Below are 14,348 nucleotides of genomic sequence, written 5' to 3' on the forward strand. Positions count from 1 at the left end.
CTGCTGGCCCTGCGCGGGCCGGCCGGCGACGGGGCGGCGAACCGAGCACAAAATCCGAGGGAAAGAATGAATAGTGCCTATCTCTATGCGGTTCATTTACTGTCGGCGTTCGTGCTGCTTCTTGTGTTCGCGGCAGTGTACCTGAAGGTCACCCCGTTCGACGAACTGGCGCTGATCCGCGACGGCAACGCGGCCGCGACGCTGTCGTTCGGCGGCGCGCTGATCGGCTTCTGCCTGACGCTCGCGTCCAGCATCGCGCACAATTCCACGCTCGGCGAAGTCGTGATCTGGGCCGTCGGTGCGATGGTCGTGCAACTGATCACCTATGCGGCGCTGACGCGCCTGATGCCCGGCATGAATCATGCGATCGAGGATCGCAACGTCGCGATGGGCGGCCTGATGGGCACCGCGTCGCTCGTCGTCGGCATCATCAATGCCGCCTGCCTGACCTGACACGCCACGCGTTTCGAGGAGACCGACATGAGTCTGGGATCGTTTATCCGCAAGCAGTTCGTCGACGTCCTGCAATGGACGGAAGACACCGATGGCGTGCTGGCCTGGCGCTATCCGATGGAAGACATGGAAATCCGGTACGGCGGCAAGCTGACCGTGCGCGAAACGCAGGTCGCGATCTTCGTGAACGAAGGCAAGGTCGCCGACATCTTCCAGGCGGGGTTGTACACGCTGGAGACGAACACGCTGCCGGTGCTCACGTACCTGAAGAACTGGGACAAGCTCTTTCAGTCGCCTTTCAAGTCGGACGTCTACTTCTTCAGCACGCGGCTGCAGCTCGGCCGGCGCTGGGGCACCGCGCAGCCGCTGACGATCCGCGACCGCGAATTCGGCTTCGTGCAGGTGCGCGCGTTCGGCATCTACTCGTACCGGATCGTCGACGCGGGCGCGTTCTATCGCGAGGTCAGCGGTACGCGCGCGCAGTACACGGTCGACGATCTCGAACAGCAGCTGCGTAATCTGGTCGTCACTGCGATGAGTACAACGTTCGGCTCGGCCGACGTGCCGTTCGTCGACATGGCCGCGAACCAGTCGCTGCTGTCGCAGCGCGTCGCCGACGCGCTGGTGCCGGTGTTTACGCGCTATGGCCTCGCGCTCGACGCGTTCGCGGTCGAGAGCGTGTCGCTGCCGGCCGAATTGCAGAAGGCGCTCGATCTGCGGATCGGCGCGGGGATGGCCGGCGATCTCGCCCGCGCCACGCAATACCAGACCGCGCAGGCGATTCCGCTCGCCGCGCAGAATCCGGGCGGCATCGCGGGTGTGGGTGCGGGGCTTGCCGCGGGCGCGGTGATCGGGCAGGCGATGGCTGGCCAGATGGCGGGTGCCGCGCAACCGGCGCCGGCTGCACCGCCTGCGCCCGCCGCGGCACCGGCCGCCGCCGCGCAGCCTGCCGCGCCGGCGGAAGGCACCGATTACGTGCAGCGCCTCGAACAGTTGAAGGCGCTGTTCGACAAGGGCCTCGTGACCGAAGACGAATATTCGCGCGCGAAGGCCGAGATCCTCGCGAAGCTCACCCGGTAAGCGTCGCGCATGTTCAGTACCTCGTGCCCCCAGTGCGGCGCGCCGGTCGAGTTTCGCTCGGCGGCGGCGGTGATGGCCGTCTGCGCGTTCTGCCGCAGCACGCTGCTCAAGCGCGGCACCGACGTCGAACGTATTGGCGAACTGGCCGCGGTACTCGACGATGCGTCGCCGATCCAGATCGGCACGGCCGGGCGCTACGGCAAGCGCACGTTCACGGTGCTCGGGCGCATCCAGATGACCTACGACGCCGGCGCATGGAGCGAGTGGTATGTCGTGTTCGACGACGGCGCGTTCGGCTGGCTGTCGGATGCGTCGGGTCAGTATGCAGTCACGGTGCGCGAGCCCGACGATGCGTCCGGCGGCGCGTGGCCGGCGTTCGGCACGCTGGAACCGGGCATGCGGATCGACCACGGCGGCCGCGCGTTTCTCGTGTCCGACGTGCGCACCGCGCGCTGCACGGGCGGCGACGGCGAGCTGCCGTTCCGCGTCGATGCCGGCTGGGAGGCGCGCGTCGTCGACCTGCGCACCGGCAACGCATTCGCGACCTACGACTATTCCGACGCCGATTCGAACGGCGGGAGCCCGGCAGTCTATACGGGCGAAGCACTCGAATTCGATGCGCTCGCGTTCACCGGGCTGCGCGATACCGAACACGATACGCGCGAGAAGCGCGGGGCGGAGATGGTGCCGTTCGCGTGCCCGAGCTGCGGCGCGCCGCTGTCGTATGCGCCGAACGTCGCCGACTACGTGGTGTGCGGCAGTTGCCACGCGGGCGTGCAGTGCACGGCCGAGCAGCAGACGGTGTTCTCGGCGCAGCGCAAGCTCGAAGCGGTGAAGGGTGCGCTGGAGCTCGGCGCGATCGGCACGTTCGACGGCGTGAAGTACACGGTGATCGGGATGATGCGTTGCCGCGTGCCGGACGACGACGAGACGTGGGACGAATACCTGCTGCTGAACCCGAAGCGCGGCTTCCTGTGGCTCGTGCAGAGCGAAGGGCGCTGGGAGCGCGTGCAGGTGCTCGATCAATGGCCGACGATCGGCAGCAATGCCGACGTGACCGACGGCGACAAGACCTACCGCTTGCGCGAGGAATACGACTCGGAGGTCGTCTACGTGGTCGGTGCGTTCAACTGGCGCGTGCAGGTCGGCGATCGCACGTCGATCATCGACTACGGCTGGCAGAAGGACAAGCTGACGCGCGAGCGCAGCGACGCGGAGATCGTCTGGTCGCGCGCGCGGCCGCTGTCGGGCCGCACACTCGCCGAACGCTTCGGCACACCGGCGCTCGCGACGGCCGCGGCGGCAGCGGCAACGGGCGCCACCGAGTCGACGGGTCTGTTCGGCCGGAAAGGCCCGCACAGTTTCGCGCCGCTGCCGCTGGTGTTCAGCGCGCTGTTCGTGATCCTGAACATGAGCTCGCTGTTTTCGTTCAGCGGCCGCTCCGTCTACGTGCTGGTCGGCCTGCTGGTGCTGTGGCTGCCTGAATGGCTGTGGAAGAGTTTTGCGTCGGACGGAGGCAACGCGTGATCCGGTACATCCTCTACGGCATCTATGGCCTGATCGTCGTCACGCTGTTCAGCTGCGCGTCGATCGGCGGCAGCGGGTCGGGCGGCAGCGGCTGGGGCAGTTCGTCGGCTCGCAGCGGCTACTCGTCGTACGGATCGCACAAGTGACCGCACGCGACGGGATCGCATCACCGCGCGCGACGTTCGGCTCGCACGTGCTGGCCGACCTGGCCGGCATCGATGCCGCGTTGCTGCGCGACGCCACGCGGCTCGAGGCGCTTCTCACCGAAGCGGCGCGGCAGGCGGGGGCGCGCGTGATCGGCGCGCATTTCCATCATTTCGGCGGCGAGCATGGCGTGACGGGTGTCGTGCTGCTCGCCGAGTCGCACATCACGATCCACACGTGGCCCGAGCATCGCTTCGCGGCCGTCGACGCGTTCATGTGCGGTGCGGCGCGTGCAGCCGATGCGGTCGATGCGATCGCCGCTGCGCTCGGTGCGCAGGCACAAGTCAGGCAGCAGGTTGCGCGCGGCGGTGCGCCGACGTGAGCGGGCGATTCACTCCCTTTATCGATATGCGTAACAGAATCCGGTTTGCTGCGTGGCTCGGCTGGGGGCTGCTCGCCGGCAACGCCGCTGCCGATGTGCCGCCGAAGCCGCCCGGGCCGGTCGTGATGGTTCACTTCGATTACTACGAGAAGGACAAGGCGCGTCTTTACGCGCTGGAGCAACGGCTGGATCGCGCAGTGAGGCGGGCAGGCGCCGGCGAACTGGGCGAGACCGAACTGCATCGCGACGGCAACGACGGTTATCTGTACCTGTATGGCGCCAGCCCTGACCGGCTGTATGCGGTGGCGCGACCGATCCTGAAATCGTCAGGATGGCTGACCGGTGCGGAGGTCACGTTGCGCCGCGATACGGGGGCGGAAACGTTCCCGTTGCGCGGGGACGGCGCACGTTAGCGCGGATGCGGTTCGAATGGCGCGGCTGATTGAGTGAGCGTTGCGGATCGGGCCAGACAGTGCGCTTTTACCCTTGCGGATGTTGGCGACAGGCTGCCGAGGCTTCGTTGCGATGACGCATCGCACGCCGATTCAGGCGCCGGGCGATCGACCGTCGCGACGTTCCCGCTAACGGTCGAACCGGAACGACGATACGCTGTGCAACGTCGCGTCGTCGGTGCCGACGTAGCCCTGCGTCGTCGCGACGACCGCACGCTTGCCGTTGCTCAGCACGGCCCAATAGCACTCGCCGGCCGCCGAGTAGAAGCCGGTTTTCGGATCGTTGATGCGACACATGATCGTCGCTTGCATGCCGCGCCAGCCGGCACCGGAGAAACGCTCGACTTCCTGTGCGATGCCGGAGCCGTATGACGTCACCCACTTGCCGTCGTCCTGCTTCTCGAATCCCGCTTCTTTCTCCGCGACCGGCTCCAGCGCGCCGTCGACGATCTGGAACGCGATGAGGTAGCTGCTATAGGTCATGTTGCGGCCGACGATCGCGATGCAGCGGTTGCCGCCGATTTCGGGGCAGGGCTTCTTTACCTGCCGGTTCGCGAGGTATTCGAACGAGACGCCGAGCGCTGGGTCGCGATAGGTTTTCCAGCCCGCGTGTTTCACCTGCTTCAGCGCCACGGTACGGTCGCGGTAGGCCGTGGCGATGCAGGCGGCGTCGGTGCAGGCGTCGCGCTGCGCGAGCCACGCGCGTTGCGACCGGATCACGGCCTGCTGGTCGGCGGCGATGCCGACGGCGTCGTCGTACGCGCTCGACAATGCGCTGTCGGCCGACAGGAGCGCCTCGTCGGCGCAGATCAGGCGATCGGTGCGCGTCTTCGAATGCGCGCAGTCGATGCTGTCGGCATGGGCCGACAACGAGAGGCCGATGGCGGCCAACGTGAGACCCAGGCGAATACCGAACACGGGCGGTTCCTCAGCGGGTTCGAGCGGGGCGGTCACGCCGCCGTCAGGTGATGCCGCGGCGCACGCGGTTCGCGAAGCATCGAACCTGGCGCCGCGCATCACGGTGCGAAGCGGTGTGACGGGGCCCGCTCAGCGATTGATCTGGTCCGCCGAGATCAGCTCGGCCACCAGCACCGGGGCCGGCCCCTGCAGGTAGTACTCGTGCTCGAGCGGTTCGCGCAGCTTCATGAACGTTTCCGCGCCGATCTGCATCGTTTCGCCCGCATGCATCTGCGCGCCGCTTTCCAGCAGGTAGTGCATCACGTTGTTGAAGATGCCCGAATAACGTTCGCCTTCGTGATGACCTTCCGCAAGCGCGGCGAAATCGGGCAGGCCGAACACGTCGGCGCCATAGGTGCGCATCCACACGCCGTCGACGCCTTCGACGTCGTATTTCACGAAGCCGCAGAAGAACAGGTTCAGCGGGATATCCCGCAGCACTTCGAGGCTTTCCTCGCCGAGTTCCTTCGCATTGAAGACGCCGGCCGGCAGCGACGTGTGTGCGTGCTCGTTCAGCACCGCGAGGCCGTTCTGTTCGGCCAGCGCGCCGGCGACGGCTGCCAGCGCGACATACTGTTCGAGCGGATCCGCTTCGTGCCCGGCGTAGTAGAGGATCACATGGCTGCGGCTCGCGCGGACCTGCTGCTTCAGGTCCTGCCCGTAGTGGGCCGGCGCGACGCACGCTTCCAGTGCTTCGGACGGATAGGGCGCGTCGAAGCCGACAAGCTGGACGACGTGGTTGCCCCAGCCGGCGAGCCCGAATACCTGCTCGAGGGTCGGCTCGGTCTCGACGCGCGCCTGCTTCATGCTCGGGTGGTACGCGCGCAGCGCGGCGGTCAGCGCGGCGATATCGACCTGCAGCGGGCCGTCGAAGACGACCGTCACGTTCGGCGGATTCTCGATGTCGGTTGCCGCGACCAGCGCGACGGTGTGTTCGGGTTCTTCCTTGCGGCCAAAGAATCGGGATATCAGGCTCATTGGATTATGGTCGTGTCGAAGCCGTTTCAGGGAGGGGGCCCCGTTCTCTCGGTCGGGGTGCGCCGTCGGAATGGCGGCCGCCCGTAGTTTCCCCGGGTTCGGCGAATCTGGCAAATGCGCGGGGCATGCCCGATGGCGCGGCGGTGGCGCGTTCGAACCCGTTCGGGAGGCGATGGCGCGGACACGCCGGGCCGTGCGGCCGGTGGCCGCCGGTCAGTGCGGCAGTGCTTCGGCTTCGGCCCAGCGCTTGAACGAATCGAGCCGCCGGCGTGTCTGCACGAGATAGAACGCGCCGATCAGCGGTTCGAGCAGCCAGCGCAGCCAGGCCGGCTGTGCGCGGAAGTGGTACGTGAATTTCACCTCGGTCGTGCCGGGTGTGTGCTCGGTGAAGTTCCAGCTGCCGCTGAAACGTTCGAGCACTTTCGGCCCGTCGACCATTTCGACGGCGGCGACTTGCGGCGGACGGTACGAGATGTAGCGCGACACCATCGTCGCGCCCGACTGGCTGCGGCAGAACGCGTCGACGCCGACGTCGGCCGTCATGCCGTCGAGCAGATAGGCGTCGGTGAGGAAGCTGTCCCACACGAGCCGCCGCGCGTAATCCTGCGACCACGTGAAGAGGCGTCTGCGATCGACGCCGACGGTTCGGCTGACTGAGATCCTCATGATGGCGGGCGCACTGGCTCGGATTGGGATGAAATCGAGTGTAACCCGCCCATGCCGCGCATTTCTTCAGACTTCGTCAAGTCGAGGATGGGCTCGATTGACGCCCTCCGGGATTTCCCCTAGGATTCATTCCAACCCTTCGGGAAAGACCCGAAGCGTTTCAATCTCTTGAGGGAGCCTCATGAGTACGCAACAGAACCGGCGCTTCGACGCGCTCGTTTTCATTGGTCGTTTCCAGCCTCCGCATCGTGGTCACCTGAACGTGCTGAAGTCGGCACTGAGTCGGGCCGAGCGCGTGTGCGTGCTGATCGGGTCGACCGACAAGCCCCGCACCGTCAAGGATCCGTTTTCGTTCGACGAGCGCCGCCAGATGCTGGCTTCGCTGTTCGACGCGTCCGAGCGCGACCGCGTCACGATCGCGCCGTTGCAGGATTCGACCTACAACGACGGCGACTGGGTGCGCTGGGTACAGGACGCTGTCGCGTCCGCGCTCGGCGACATCGCGCAGCGCAAGGTCGGGCTGATCGGCCACGAGAAGGACGCCACGTCGTATTACCTGCGGATGTTCCCGCAATGGGAGCTCGTTGACGTCGACGCGACGGAAGACATTTCCGCCACCGAGATCCGCGACCAGTATTTCGCCGAACGCACCAACAGCTTCGTGCAGTGGGCCGTGCCGGAACCCGTGTTCGGCTGGCTCGAGCGTTTCCGCACGCAGCCGGAATTCGCGCAGCTGAAGTCGGAAGCCGAATTCATCGCCGCGTATCGCAAGGCGTGGGCGGCCGCCCCGTATCCCGTCACGTTCGTGACGGTCGACGCGGTGGTCGTGCACTCGGGCCATATCCTGCTCGTGCGCCGCCGCAGCGAACCGGGCCGCGGCCTGTGGGCGTTGCCGGGCGGGTTCGTGAACCAGGACGAGCGGCTCGACGCAGCCTGTATCCGCGAGCTGCGCGAAGAAACCGGCCTGAAGCTGCCGGAGCCCGTGCTGCGCGGTTCGATCAAGGATCGCCAGGTGTTCGATCACCCGACGCGTTCGCTGCGCGGCCGCACGATCACGCACGCGTGCCTGTTCAACTTCCCGACCGGCGAGCTGCCGCGCGTGAAGGGCAGCGACGACGCCGACAAGGCGCGCTGGGTGCCGCTCAACGAATTCGCGCAGATGCGCAACGTGATGTTCGAGGATCACTTCGACATCGCCTATCACTTCCTGGGGAAGCTGTGATTCGCTGATTCCCCGCACGACGGTCCGCCGCGACAGACGCGGCGGCACTTCAACGGCCTAGAGGAGCTCTAGCCATGCAAAACGATCTCGGCGGCTTTGCCGCGGTTCTCGCCAATCCGATTCTCAACACGGATTCGTACAAGGCTTCCCACTTCCTGCAATATCCGCCCGACGCGTCGGCGATGTTCTCGTACGTCGAATCGCGCGGCGGCCGCTACGACCGGACGGTGTTCTTCGGCCTGCAGATGCTGCTGAAGGAATATCTGTGCAAGCCCGTCACGCACGCGATGATCGACGAAGCGCGCGATTTCTTCACGGTGCACGGCGAGCCGTTCAACGAAGCGGGGTGGCGCACCATCGTCGAACGCTACGACGGCTACCTGCCGGTGAAGATCCGCGCGGTGCCCGAGGGCTCGGTCGTGCCGGTGCACAACGTGCTGATGACGGTCGAATGCGACGACCCGCAGGTGTTCTGGCTCGCGTCGTATCTCGAGACGATGCTGCTGCGCGTGTGGTATCCGGTGACGGTCGCGACGCGTAGCTGGCACCTGCGTCAGACGATCCGCCACTACCTCGAAAAGACCGACGACGATCTCGCGCAACTGCCGTTCAAGCTGCACGACTTCGGCGCGCGCGGCGTGTCGAGCGCGGAGTCGGCCGCGATCGGCGGTGCCGCGCACCTCGTGAACTTCATGGGTTCGGACACGGTGCTCGGCGTACTGGCCGCGAACCGCTTCTATCGTGAGCCGATGGCTGCATATTCGGTGCCCGCGGCCGAGCACAGCACGATCACGTCGTGGGGGCGTGAGCACGAAGCCGATGCGTACCGGAACATGATTCGCCGCTTTGGCCTGCCCGGTGCGATCGTATCGGTCGTATCGGACTCCTACGATCTGTTTGCCGCGCTCGATCTGTGGGGCGGCGAGCTTCGGCAGGCCGTGCTCGATTCAGGTGCGACGCTGGTCGTGCGCCCCGATTCGGGCGACCCCGTGACGATCGTGCTGCAGACCGTTCGTGCGCTCGACGCATCGTTCGGCTCGACCCTGAACGGCAAGGGGCGGCGCGTGCTGAATCGCGTGCGCGTGATCCAGGGCGACGGCGTCGACGAGCTGTCGATCGAAGCGATTCTTTCGGCGCTCGACGACGCGGGCTATGCGGCCGGCAACGTCGTGTTCGGCATGGGCGGCGGGCTGCTGCAGCAGGTGAATCGCGATACGCAGCGCTTCGCGATGAAGTGCTCGGCGATCCGGCGCGGCGGCGTGTGGCACGACGTCTGCAAGGATCCGGTCACCGATCAGGGCAAGCGCTCGAAAAAGGGGCGGCTTACGCTGCTGCGCAGTTTCCGCACCGGTGAGTATCGGACGACGACGCTGCCTGCTGCGTGGGACGACCGGATGCTGGAAAGCGAGTGGGAGGAAGCGCTGGAAACGGTGTTCGATACGGGGCGGTTGCTCGTCGATACGTCGTTTGCGGAAGTGCGGGCGAGGGCGCACGCGGGAGAGGTGTGAGGTAGACGGGCGGGGGGGCACGCGGTGTGTGTGCCGCCCCGCGCCGACCGGTCAGCCGCCCGGCAGGCCGCAACTGCCTTTGCACATCATCAGCCCAAACGGTGCGATTGCATGTCCGATGAATTCACCCGCCTTCTTGAACGGCGCCTTGACGACTTTGGCCGCTTTTCCCATGGTCGTATCCGGTACATGAACAGTCAGGCTGTCACGGGCCGGTTCGCCGATCGAGAACGACTCCATGTCGTTCTGTTTCGCCAGCGCGCCAAGCGCGGCGTCGCTCAGGAACGGCGCTCTCGTGCCGACCATCGGTGAGTTCTTGCAGAGGATGTATTCACCGTCAGGCTTGAATCCTGCGTTCAGCAACGTCAGGCGCTCGGCGGGCGACGGCCTGCCATTGTCATGTCCGAAGCAAATGACGAGGTTCGTCGTAAACGAGGCCTGATTCGCGTCGGCGTAGATGTCCGACAGATAGGGCCGCCAGACTGCGTCCGGATTGTGGATGGCATTCAGGTCTTCGGTGATGTCGCGCTTGCTTTTGAATGTATACGTGTACGCATAAGTGGCGACAAGCAAGGTTTTGCCGTCGTGACCGAGATAGGACGATGCCCTGGTTGCCTCGACATACTCGTTGTGGTTCGCGTACTCGTAGACCGCATCGGCGTTCGCATGCGCGGTCGGTAGCAACGCCACGACGAGCCAGAGTGCTTTCCCGGAAATGGATCTCATGATTTTTGTTCGGAACGGGGATTTCGGCATTGTGTGATCCGCGATCGAGTTCGGCAAGCTTTGTCGGCATTGCCGAACTCGATCATTGGCAACTCGTCGGATGCGATTCCGGGGCGTGTGCCGCCCGCGCCGCGTCCATCGCCCGTGCCAGCGCATCGAACACCGCCGGCCCCTTGCATCGCGACACATTGAAGCGCAGGTACGACGTCGCGCTGTGCGACGCGCTGAACACATTGCCGGGCGCGAGCACCACATCGTGATCGAGCGCATGGCGCGCGACGCGCGCGGCGTCGAGACCGTCGGGCAATGCCGCCCACACGAACAGGCCGCCGCGTGGCTCCGTCCAGATCCGGAGCCCGGCACGCGTGACGCGTCGGAGCGTTTCGCCCATCGCATCCGCGAGGCGTGCGCGCAGACTGTCGACGTGGCGTCGATACGTGCCGTCGATGAGCAGCCGGTGGACGACGTTCGCGCCGATCTGCGCATGGCCGAACGACGTCGCGAGCTTCAGGTCGACGAGCGCCTCGATCCATTCCGGGCGCGCGGCGACATAGCCACAGCGGATCGCGGCCGACAGCGTCTTCGAGAAGCTGCCGATCGACACGACCCGCGACAGCCCGTCGAAGGCCGCAAGGCGCGGGGCCGGCGTACTCTCGAAATCCGCGAAGATGTCGTCCTCGACGATCAGCAGGTCATGCTCGGCCGCGAGCGTCAGCAGCCGGTGCGCGACGGGCGCCGCGAGCGTCGCGCCGGTCGGGTTGTGCAGTGCCGAGTTGGTGATATACATGCGCGGCCGGTGCTCGGCGAGTACCTGCTCGAAGCGCGCGAGATCGGGGCCGTTCGGCGTGTACGGGACGCTGACGATCCGCGCACGGTGCGCACGCAGCAGCGCCTGGAAGTTGAAGTAGCACGGATCGTCGAGCACGACCGTGTCGCCCGGCTCCAGCAGCAGGCGGCAGACGAGATCGAGCGCGTGCGAGCCGCCGTCGGTCAGCATGATCTGCGTGGGTTCGGCCTGGACGCCGTGCTGCGCGAGCCGCCAGGCGAGCTGCTGGCGCATCGCGGGCAGGCCGAGCGGCGTCGCGTAGTCGGTCAGCGCGTCGGATTCGTCGCGCGACGCGGCGCGCAGCGCGCGGCGCAGGCTCTCGTCCGGCAGCCACGACGGCGGCAGCCAACCGCAACCGGGCTTCACGGAAGTCGGCGCCGCCTCGAGCGACTGGCGCGACAGCCACAGCGGATCGAGCCCGCGATCGAGCTGCGGGCCGAGATCGGCGAGCGCGAGCGGTGGCGCGTGCCCCGACACATAGAAACCCGAGCCGCGGCGCGCGACGAGCACGCCTTCGCTCGCGAGCCGTTCGTATGCATCGACGACGGTCGATTTCGACACACCGAGCGCGTCCGCCATCATCCGGATCGACGGCGCGCGCGCGCCGGGCACCAGTGCGCGGCTCGCGATTCGTGCGCGCAACGTATCCATCACGGTTTCCACGCGTGTGCGCGACGGGGTGGGCGGAACGGGAAGCGGGGTGGCCTGGCTCATGGCGAAGAATGAACTGTACGGCCGGTTGTCCAGTACAGTTTGTCCGAATTGTATTGGGCTGTAGCTTACGCGCTTTTCGCGGGCGGCGGATCATCGGTCATCCACTTATCCCATTCAGGATTTCCCGTGCAAAAGACGACCGACGGATGGCTCAGCGGCTTGCTGGGCGTGATCATCTTCAGTGGCTCGCTGCCCGCGACGCGTATCGCGGTGCAGGGGCTCGACCCGCTGTTCCTCACGTTCGCGCGCGCGACGATCGCGGGCGCGCTCGGCCTGCTGCTGCTCGTCGTGCTGAAGCAGCGGCGGCCGACGCGTGCCGAGGCCGTGTCGCTGGCCATCGTCGCGCTCGGGGTCGTGATCGGCTTTCCGTTGCTGACGGCGCTTGCGTTGAAGCACGTGACCTCCGCGCACGCGATCGTGTTCGTCGGGTTGCTGCCGCTCGCGACCGCACTGTTCGGCGTATGGCGCGGCGGCGAACGGCCGCGGCTGCCGTTCTGGATCTTCTCGATCATCGGCAGCGGCGCGGTGGCCGCGTTTGCGTTGCGCAACGGCGGCCAGGCGTCGGTGGTCGGCGACGCGCTGATGCTGGCCTCGATCGTCGCGTGCGGGCTGGGCTATGCGGAAGGCGCACGCCTGTCGCGCGAGCTCGGCGGGTGGCAGGTGATCTCGTGGGCGCTCGTGCTGTCGCTGCCGCTGATGCTGCCGCTCACGTGGCTCACCTGGCCCGTGTCGTTCGACGGCGTCGATGCCGCTGCGCTGTGGGGGCTTGCGTACGTGTCGCTGTTCAGCATGCTGATCGGCTTCGTGTTCTGGTATCGCGGGCTCGCGCTCGGCGGAATCGCGGGCGTCGGCCAGTTGCAGCTGCTGCAGCCGTTCTTCGGCTTGCTGCTCGCGGCCGGGCTGCTGCACGAGACGGTGCCGCCATCGATGGTCGTGGTGACGGTCGTCGTGGTCGGCTGCGTGGCGGGTGCGAAATACTTCTCGAAAATAGCACCCGTGCGGCGTACGAGCTGACGTGCGAGCCTGAGCCAATGCGCGGGCGCGACCGGTCGAAGGTCGCGCCCGCTCGCGCTCAGTCGTCCGGCGTGCACACGCGCAAGCGGTGGCCGTCCGGGTCGAGCGCGACGAACGTCAGGCCGAATACCGCCACCATCGGCGCCTGCTCGAACGGCACGCCGAGTGCCTTCCACGCGTCGTACAGGCGCCGGACTTCGCGATCGTCGTCGACCATGAAGGCCAGCTCCGAGCGGTGGCCGGCGCCGCCCGATACGAAATCGCGTGCGCTGGTCGACCACAGGCCCAGATGCAGCCCGTTGTCGAACGTGAATGCCGCATAGGTGGGAAACACGGCGACCGGCGGTCGCCCGAACAGGCGCTCGTAGAATTGCGCGCTTTGCGCCGGGTCCTCGACATACAGAAGAACGAGATTCGGGGAAGTCATGCGGAGCCGTCCTGGGATCGATTAAGATGCGTTCCATTCTATGAATGGATGCTGTCAGAAAGTGGCAGCATGGAACGATGACGCGTGCCGAACGATTGCTCTCGCTGCTGCAGGTGCTGCGGCGCCACCGCCGCCCGGTGAGCGGCCGCGTGCTGGCCGGGGAACTCGGCGTCAGCCTCCGGACGGTCTATCGCGATATCGCGTCGCTGCAGGCGCAGGGGGCCGACATCGACGGCGAGCCGGGAGTCGGCTATGTGCTGCGCGCCGGGTTCATGCTGCCGCCGCTGATGTTTTCGCAAACGGAACTGGAAGCGCTGATGCTCGGTTTTCGCTGGGTCGGGAAGTTTGCGGATGCGCAGCTCACGACGGCTGCCGCCGATGCACTCGCCAAGATCTCCGCCGTGCTGCCTGCCGAGTTGCGTCGCGAGATGGAGTGCACGACGCTGCTCGTCGGCCCGCGCACGATCGTGGATCGGGAAACCATCGACATGGGTGTCGTGCGCGCGGCGATCCGTACCGAAAGCAAGCTCAGGATCCGCTACACGGGCGAGGGCCGGAAAACGATCGACGAACGGATCGTGTGGCCGTTCGCGCTCGGCTATTTCAATGACGTGCGGATCGTGGCGGCGTGGTGTGAAGGCCGGAACGATTTCCGGCATTTCCGGACGGATCGCATCGTCGGGCTCGAACCGCTGGAGGTGCGCTATCCGCGGCGGCGTGCGGCGTTGCTGAAGGCGTGGCGCGCGGCGGGCGCCGACGTGCGCGTGGCGGTGAAGTAGCGCGGCCGGCGGCGGGGCGGAGAACGGGCCGCGCATCGCGCGCCCCGTTCCGTGCGGCCGCTCGACCGCACGCGCCGGTGCGCTTAGGCGACGTGCGCCACGCCGTATTGCGCCGACAGGTACCGCCGGATATCGGCAGGCGAATCGATGAAGCGCCTGCCGTTGTGCTCCCGAATCGCAAGGGTGTCGTCGTCCGGCGCCCGTCCGTCGCCGAGCACGAGCACCGGTGCCGACTGGTTGTCCGCACCTAGCAGTGTGACGATCGGCTGGCGCGGACGCGGGGCGTCGATGTATTCGACGTCGACGGCGTCGCGCAACTGCGGATAGAAACTCAGCAGCCCTTCGACGGAAACCGAATCGCCGCAGTAGAACGGACCTTCGGAGTCCTTGAAGAAACCAGGGCGGAGAATGAACAGTGTGTCTTTCATGATGGTCTCGCTATGACAGAGGGAAAAACGTCGAAGAAATCGTGATGTGGGGGGCGCGTGACGTC

17 protein-coding genes are annotated in these 14,348 nt (G+C 66.5%); 10 read left to right on the top strand and 7 right to left on the bottom strand.

Features of this window, described 5'->3' with window-relative positions:
- Positions 1-66 precede the first annotated feature (66 nt).
- Genes BDO18943_RS09945 through BDO18943_RS09970 form a run of 6 tightly spaced genes read left to right on the top strand, consistent with a single transcriptional unit; the run spans position 67 to position 3,999 of the window.
- Positions 67-453 carry a DUF350 domain-containing protein gene (locus tag BDO18943_RS09945; RefSeq protein ID WP_021163477.1) on the top strand — a complete coding sequence of 129 codons (387 nt, stop codon included), beginning with the start codon at positions 67-69 and terminating at the stop codon, positions 451-453.
- 27 nt (positions 454-480) lie between these two features.
- A complete protein-coding gene (locus BDO18943_RS09950) occupies positions 481-1,533 on the top strand; it encodes an SPFH domain-containing protein (protein ID WP_043180019.1) in 1,053 nt (350 codons plus the stop codon).
- Positions 1,534-1,542: 9 nt separating this feature from the next.
- Entirely contained in the window at positions 1,543-3,060 is a 1,518-nt protein-coding gene (locus tag BDO18943_RS09955) for a DUF4178 domain-containing protein (protein WP_175022138.1), read from the top strand.
- A complete protein-coding gene (locus tag BDO18943_RS09960) occupies positions 3,057-3,206 on the top strand; it encodes a hypothetical protein (RefSeq protein WP_155291822.1) in 150 nt (49 codons plus the stop codon). The genes BDO18943_RS09955 and BDO18943_RS09960 overlap by 4 nt, the downstream gene beginning before the upstream one ends.
- On the top strand, positions 3,203-3,586 hold the full coding sequence (gene speD / locus BDO18943_RS09965) for an adenosylmethionine decarboxylase (RefSeq protein WP_175022139.1): 384 nt from the start codon (positions 3,203-3,205) through the stop codon (positions 3,584-3,586). The genes BDO18943_RS09960 and speD overlap by 4 nt, the downstream gene beginning before the upstream one ends.
- 26 nt (positions 3,587-3,612) lie before the next feature.
- Positions 3,613-3,999 (top strand): hypothetical protein, encoded by a 387-nt coding sequence (locus BDO18943_RS09970; RefSeq protein ID WP_175022140.1) that lies wholly within the window; start codon positions 3,613-3,615, stop codon positions 3,997-3,999.
- Between the two features lie 168 nt (positions 4,000-4,167).
- On the opposite strand, the gene BDO18943_RS09975 is transcribed toward BDO18943_RS09970, so the two are convergent.
- From BDO18943_RS09975 to BDO18943_RS09985, 3 genes are all read right to left on the bottom strand, one after another.
- Entirely contained in the window at positions 4,168-4,956 is a 789-nt protein-coding gene (locus BDO18943_RS09975; protein WP_175022141.1) for a lysozyme inhibitor LprI family protein, read from the bottom strand.
- A 129-nt stretch (positions 4,957-5,085) separates the two neighbouring features.
- Entirely contained in the window at positions 5,086-5,973 is an 888-nt protein-coding gene (locus BDO18943_RS09980; RefSeq protein WP_175022142.1) for a DUF4261 domain-containing protein, read from the bottom strand.
- A gap of 213 nt (positions 5,974-6,186) precedes the next feature.
- Complete coding sequence (locus tag BDO18943_RS09985) at positions 6,187-6,639, bottom strand: type II toxin-antitoxin system RatA family toxin (protein ID WP_027789550.1); 453 nt, start codon at positions 6,637-6,639, stop codon at positions 6,187-6,189.
- Between the two features lie 181 nt (positions 6,640-6,820).
- On the opposite strand from BDO18943_RS09985, the gene BDO18943_RS09990 reads away from it, so the two are divergent.
- Both BDO18943_RS09990 and BDO18943_RS09995 read left to right on the top strand, forming a co-directional pair.
- Positions 6,821-7,861, top strand: a complete 1,041-nt coding sequence (locus BDO18943_RS09990) for a bifunctional nicotinamide-nucleotide adenylyltransferase/Nudix hydroxylase (protein WP_175022143.1) — start codon at positions 6,821-6,823, stop codon at positions 7,859-7,861.
- Positions 7,862-7,935: 74 nt separating this feature from the next.
- On the top strand, positions 7,936-9,369 hold the full coding sequence (locus BDO18943_RS09995; RefSeq protein ID WP_175022144.1) for a nicotinate phosphoribosyltransferase: 1,434 nt from the start codon (positions 7,936-7,938) through the stop codon (positions 9,367-9,369).
- A gap of 51 nt (positions 9,370-9,420) precedes the next feature.
- On the opposite strand, the gene BDO18943_RS10000 is transcribed toward BDO18943_RS09995, so the two are convergent.
- Both BDO18943_RS10000 and BDO18943_RS10005 read right to left on the bottom strand, forming a co-directional pair.
- Positions 9,421-10,095 (bottom strand): hypothetical protein, encoded by a 675-nt coding sequence (locus BDO18943_RS10000; RefSeq protein ID WP_175022145.1) that lies wholly within the window; start codon positions 10,093-10,095, stop codon positions 9,421-9,423.
- Between the two features lie 82 nt (positions 10,096-10,177).
- Positions 10,178-11,635 carry an aminotransferase-like domain-containing protein gene (locus tag BDO18943_RS10005; protein WP_175022146.1) on the bottom strand — a complete coding sequence of 486 codons (1,458 nt, stop codon included), beginning with the start codon at positions 11,633-11,635 and terminating at the stop codon, positions 10,178-10,180.
- A 126-nt stretch (positions 11,636-11,761) separates the two neighbouring features.
- Between BDO18943_RS10005 and BDO18943_RS10010 the strand changes: the two genes are divergently transcribed.
- A complete protein-coding gene (locus tag BDO18943_RS10010; RefSeq protein ID WP_175022147.1) occupies positions 11,762-12,649 on the top strand; it encodes a DMT family transporter in 888 nt (295 codons plus the stop codon).
- A gap of 58 nt (positions 12,650-12,707) precedes the next feature.
- On the opposite strand, the gene BDO18943_RS10015 is transcribed toward BDO18943_RS10010, so the two are convergent.
- On the bottom strand, positions 12,708-13,076 hold the full coding sequence (locus BDO18943_RS10015; protein WP_175022148.1) for a VOC family protein: 369 nt from the start codon (positions 13,074-13,076) through the stop codon (positions 12,708-12,710).
- Between the two features lie 77 nt (positions 13,077-13,153).
- Between BDO18943_RS10015 and BDO18943_RS10020 the strand changes: the two genes are divergently transcribed.
- A complete protein-coding gene (locus BDO18943_RS10020) occupies positions 13,154-13,855 on the top strand; it encodes a helix-turn-helix transcriptional regulator (RefSeq protein ID WP_175022149.1) in 702 nt (233 codons plus the stop codon).
- A gap of 83 nt (positions 13,856-13,938) precedes the next feature.
- Here the strand turns inward: BDO18943_RS10020 and BDO18943_RS10025 are convergent, their stop codons facing one another.
- A complete protein-coding gene (locus BDO18943_RS10025; RefSeq protein ID WP_175022150.1) occupies positions 13,939-14,283 on the bottom strand; it encodes a DUF3088 domain-containing protein in 345 nt (114 codons plus the stop codon).
- Between the last annotated feature and the right edge of the window lie 65 nt (positions 14,284-14,348).

Source organism: Burkholderia aenigmatica (genome assembly GCF_902499175.1).
Taxonomy (GTDB): Bacteria; Pseudomonadota; Gammaproteobacteria; order Burkholderiales; family Burkholderiaceae; genus Burkholderia; species Burkholderia aenigmatica.

Coding starts and splice junctions, on each gene's coding strand:
- BDO18943_RS09970 (WP_175022140.1), top strand. CDS start 3,613: ATGCGTAACAGAATCCGGTTTGCTGCGTGGCTCGGCTGGGGGCTGCTC.
- BDO18943_RS09985 (WP_027789550.1), bottom strand. CDS start 6,639: ATGAGGATCTCAGTCAGCCGAACCGTCGGCGTCGATCGCAGACGCCTC.
- BDO18943_RS09980 (WP_175022142.1), bottom strand. CDS start 5,973: ATGAGCCTGATATCCCGATTCTTTGGCCGCAAGGAAGAACCCGAACAC.
- BDO18943_RS09955 (WP_175022138.1), top strand. CDS start 1,543: ATGTTCAGTACCTCGTGCCCCCAGTGCGGCGCGCCGGTCGAGTTTCGC.
- BDO18943_RS10000 (WP_175022145.1), bottom strand. CDS start 10,095: ATGAGATCCATTTCCGGGAAAGCACTCTGGCTCGTCGTGGCGTTGCTA.
- BDO18943_RS10025 (WP_175022150.1), bottom strand. CDS start 14,283: ATGAAAGACACACTGTTCATTCTCCGCCCTGGTTTCTTCAAGGACTCC.
- BDO18943_RS09995 (WP_175022144.1), top strand. CDS start 7,936: ATGCAAAACGATCTCGGCGGCTTTGCCGCGGTTCTCGCCAATCCGATT.
- BDO18943_RS09950 (WP_043180019.1), top strand. CDS start 481: ATGAGTCTGGGATCGTTTATCCGCAAGCAGTTCGTCGACGTCCTGCAA.
- BDO18943_RS10015 (WP_175022148.1), bottom strand. CDS start 13,076: ATGACTTCCCCGAATCTCGTTCTTCTGTATGTCGAGGACCCGGCGCAA.
- BDO18943_RS10005 (WP_175022146.1), bottom strand. CDS start 11,635: ATGAGCCAGGCCACCCCGCTTCCCGTTCCGCCCACCCCGTCGCGCACA.
- BDO18943_RS09990 (WP_175022143.1), top strand. CDS start 6,821: ATGAGTACGCAACAGAACCGGCGCTTCGACGCGCTCGTTTTCATTGGT.
- BDO18943_RS10020 (WP_175022149.1), top strand. CDS start 13,154: ATGACGCGTGCCGAACGATTGCTCTCGCTGCTGCAGGTGCTGCGGCGC.
- BDO18943_RS09945 (WP_021163477.1), top strand. CDS start 67: ATGAATAGTGCCTATCTCTATGCGGTTCATTTACTGTCGGCGTTCGTG.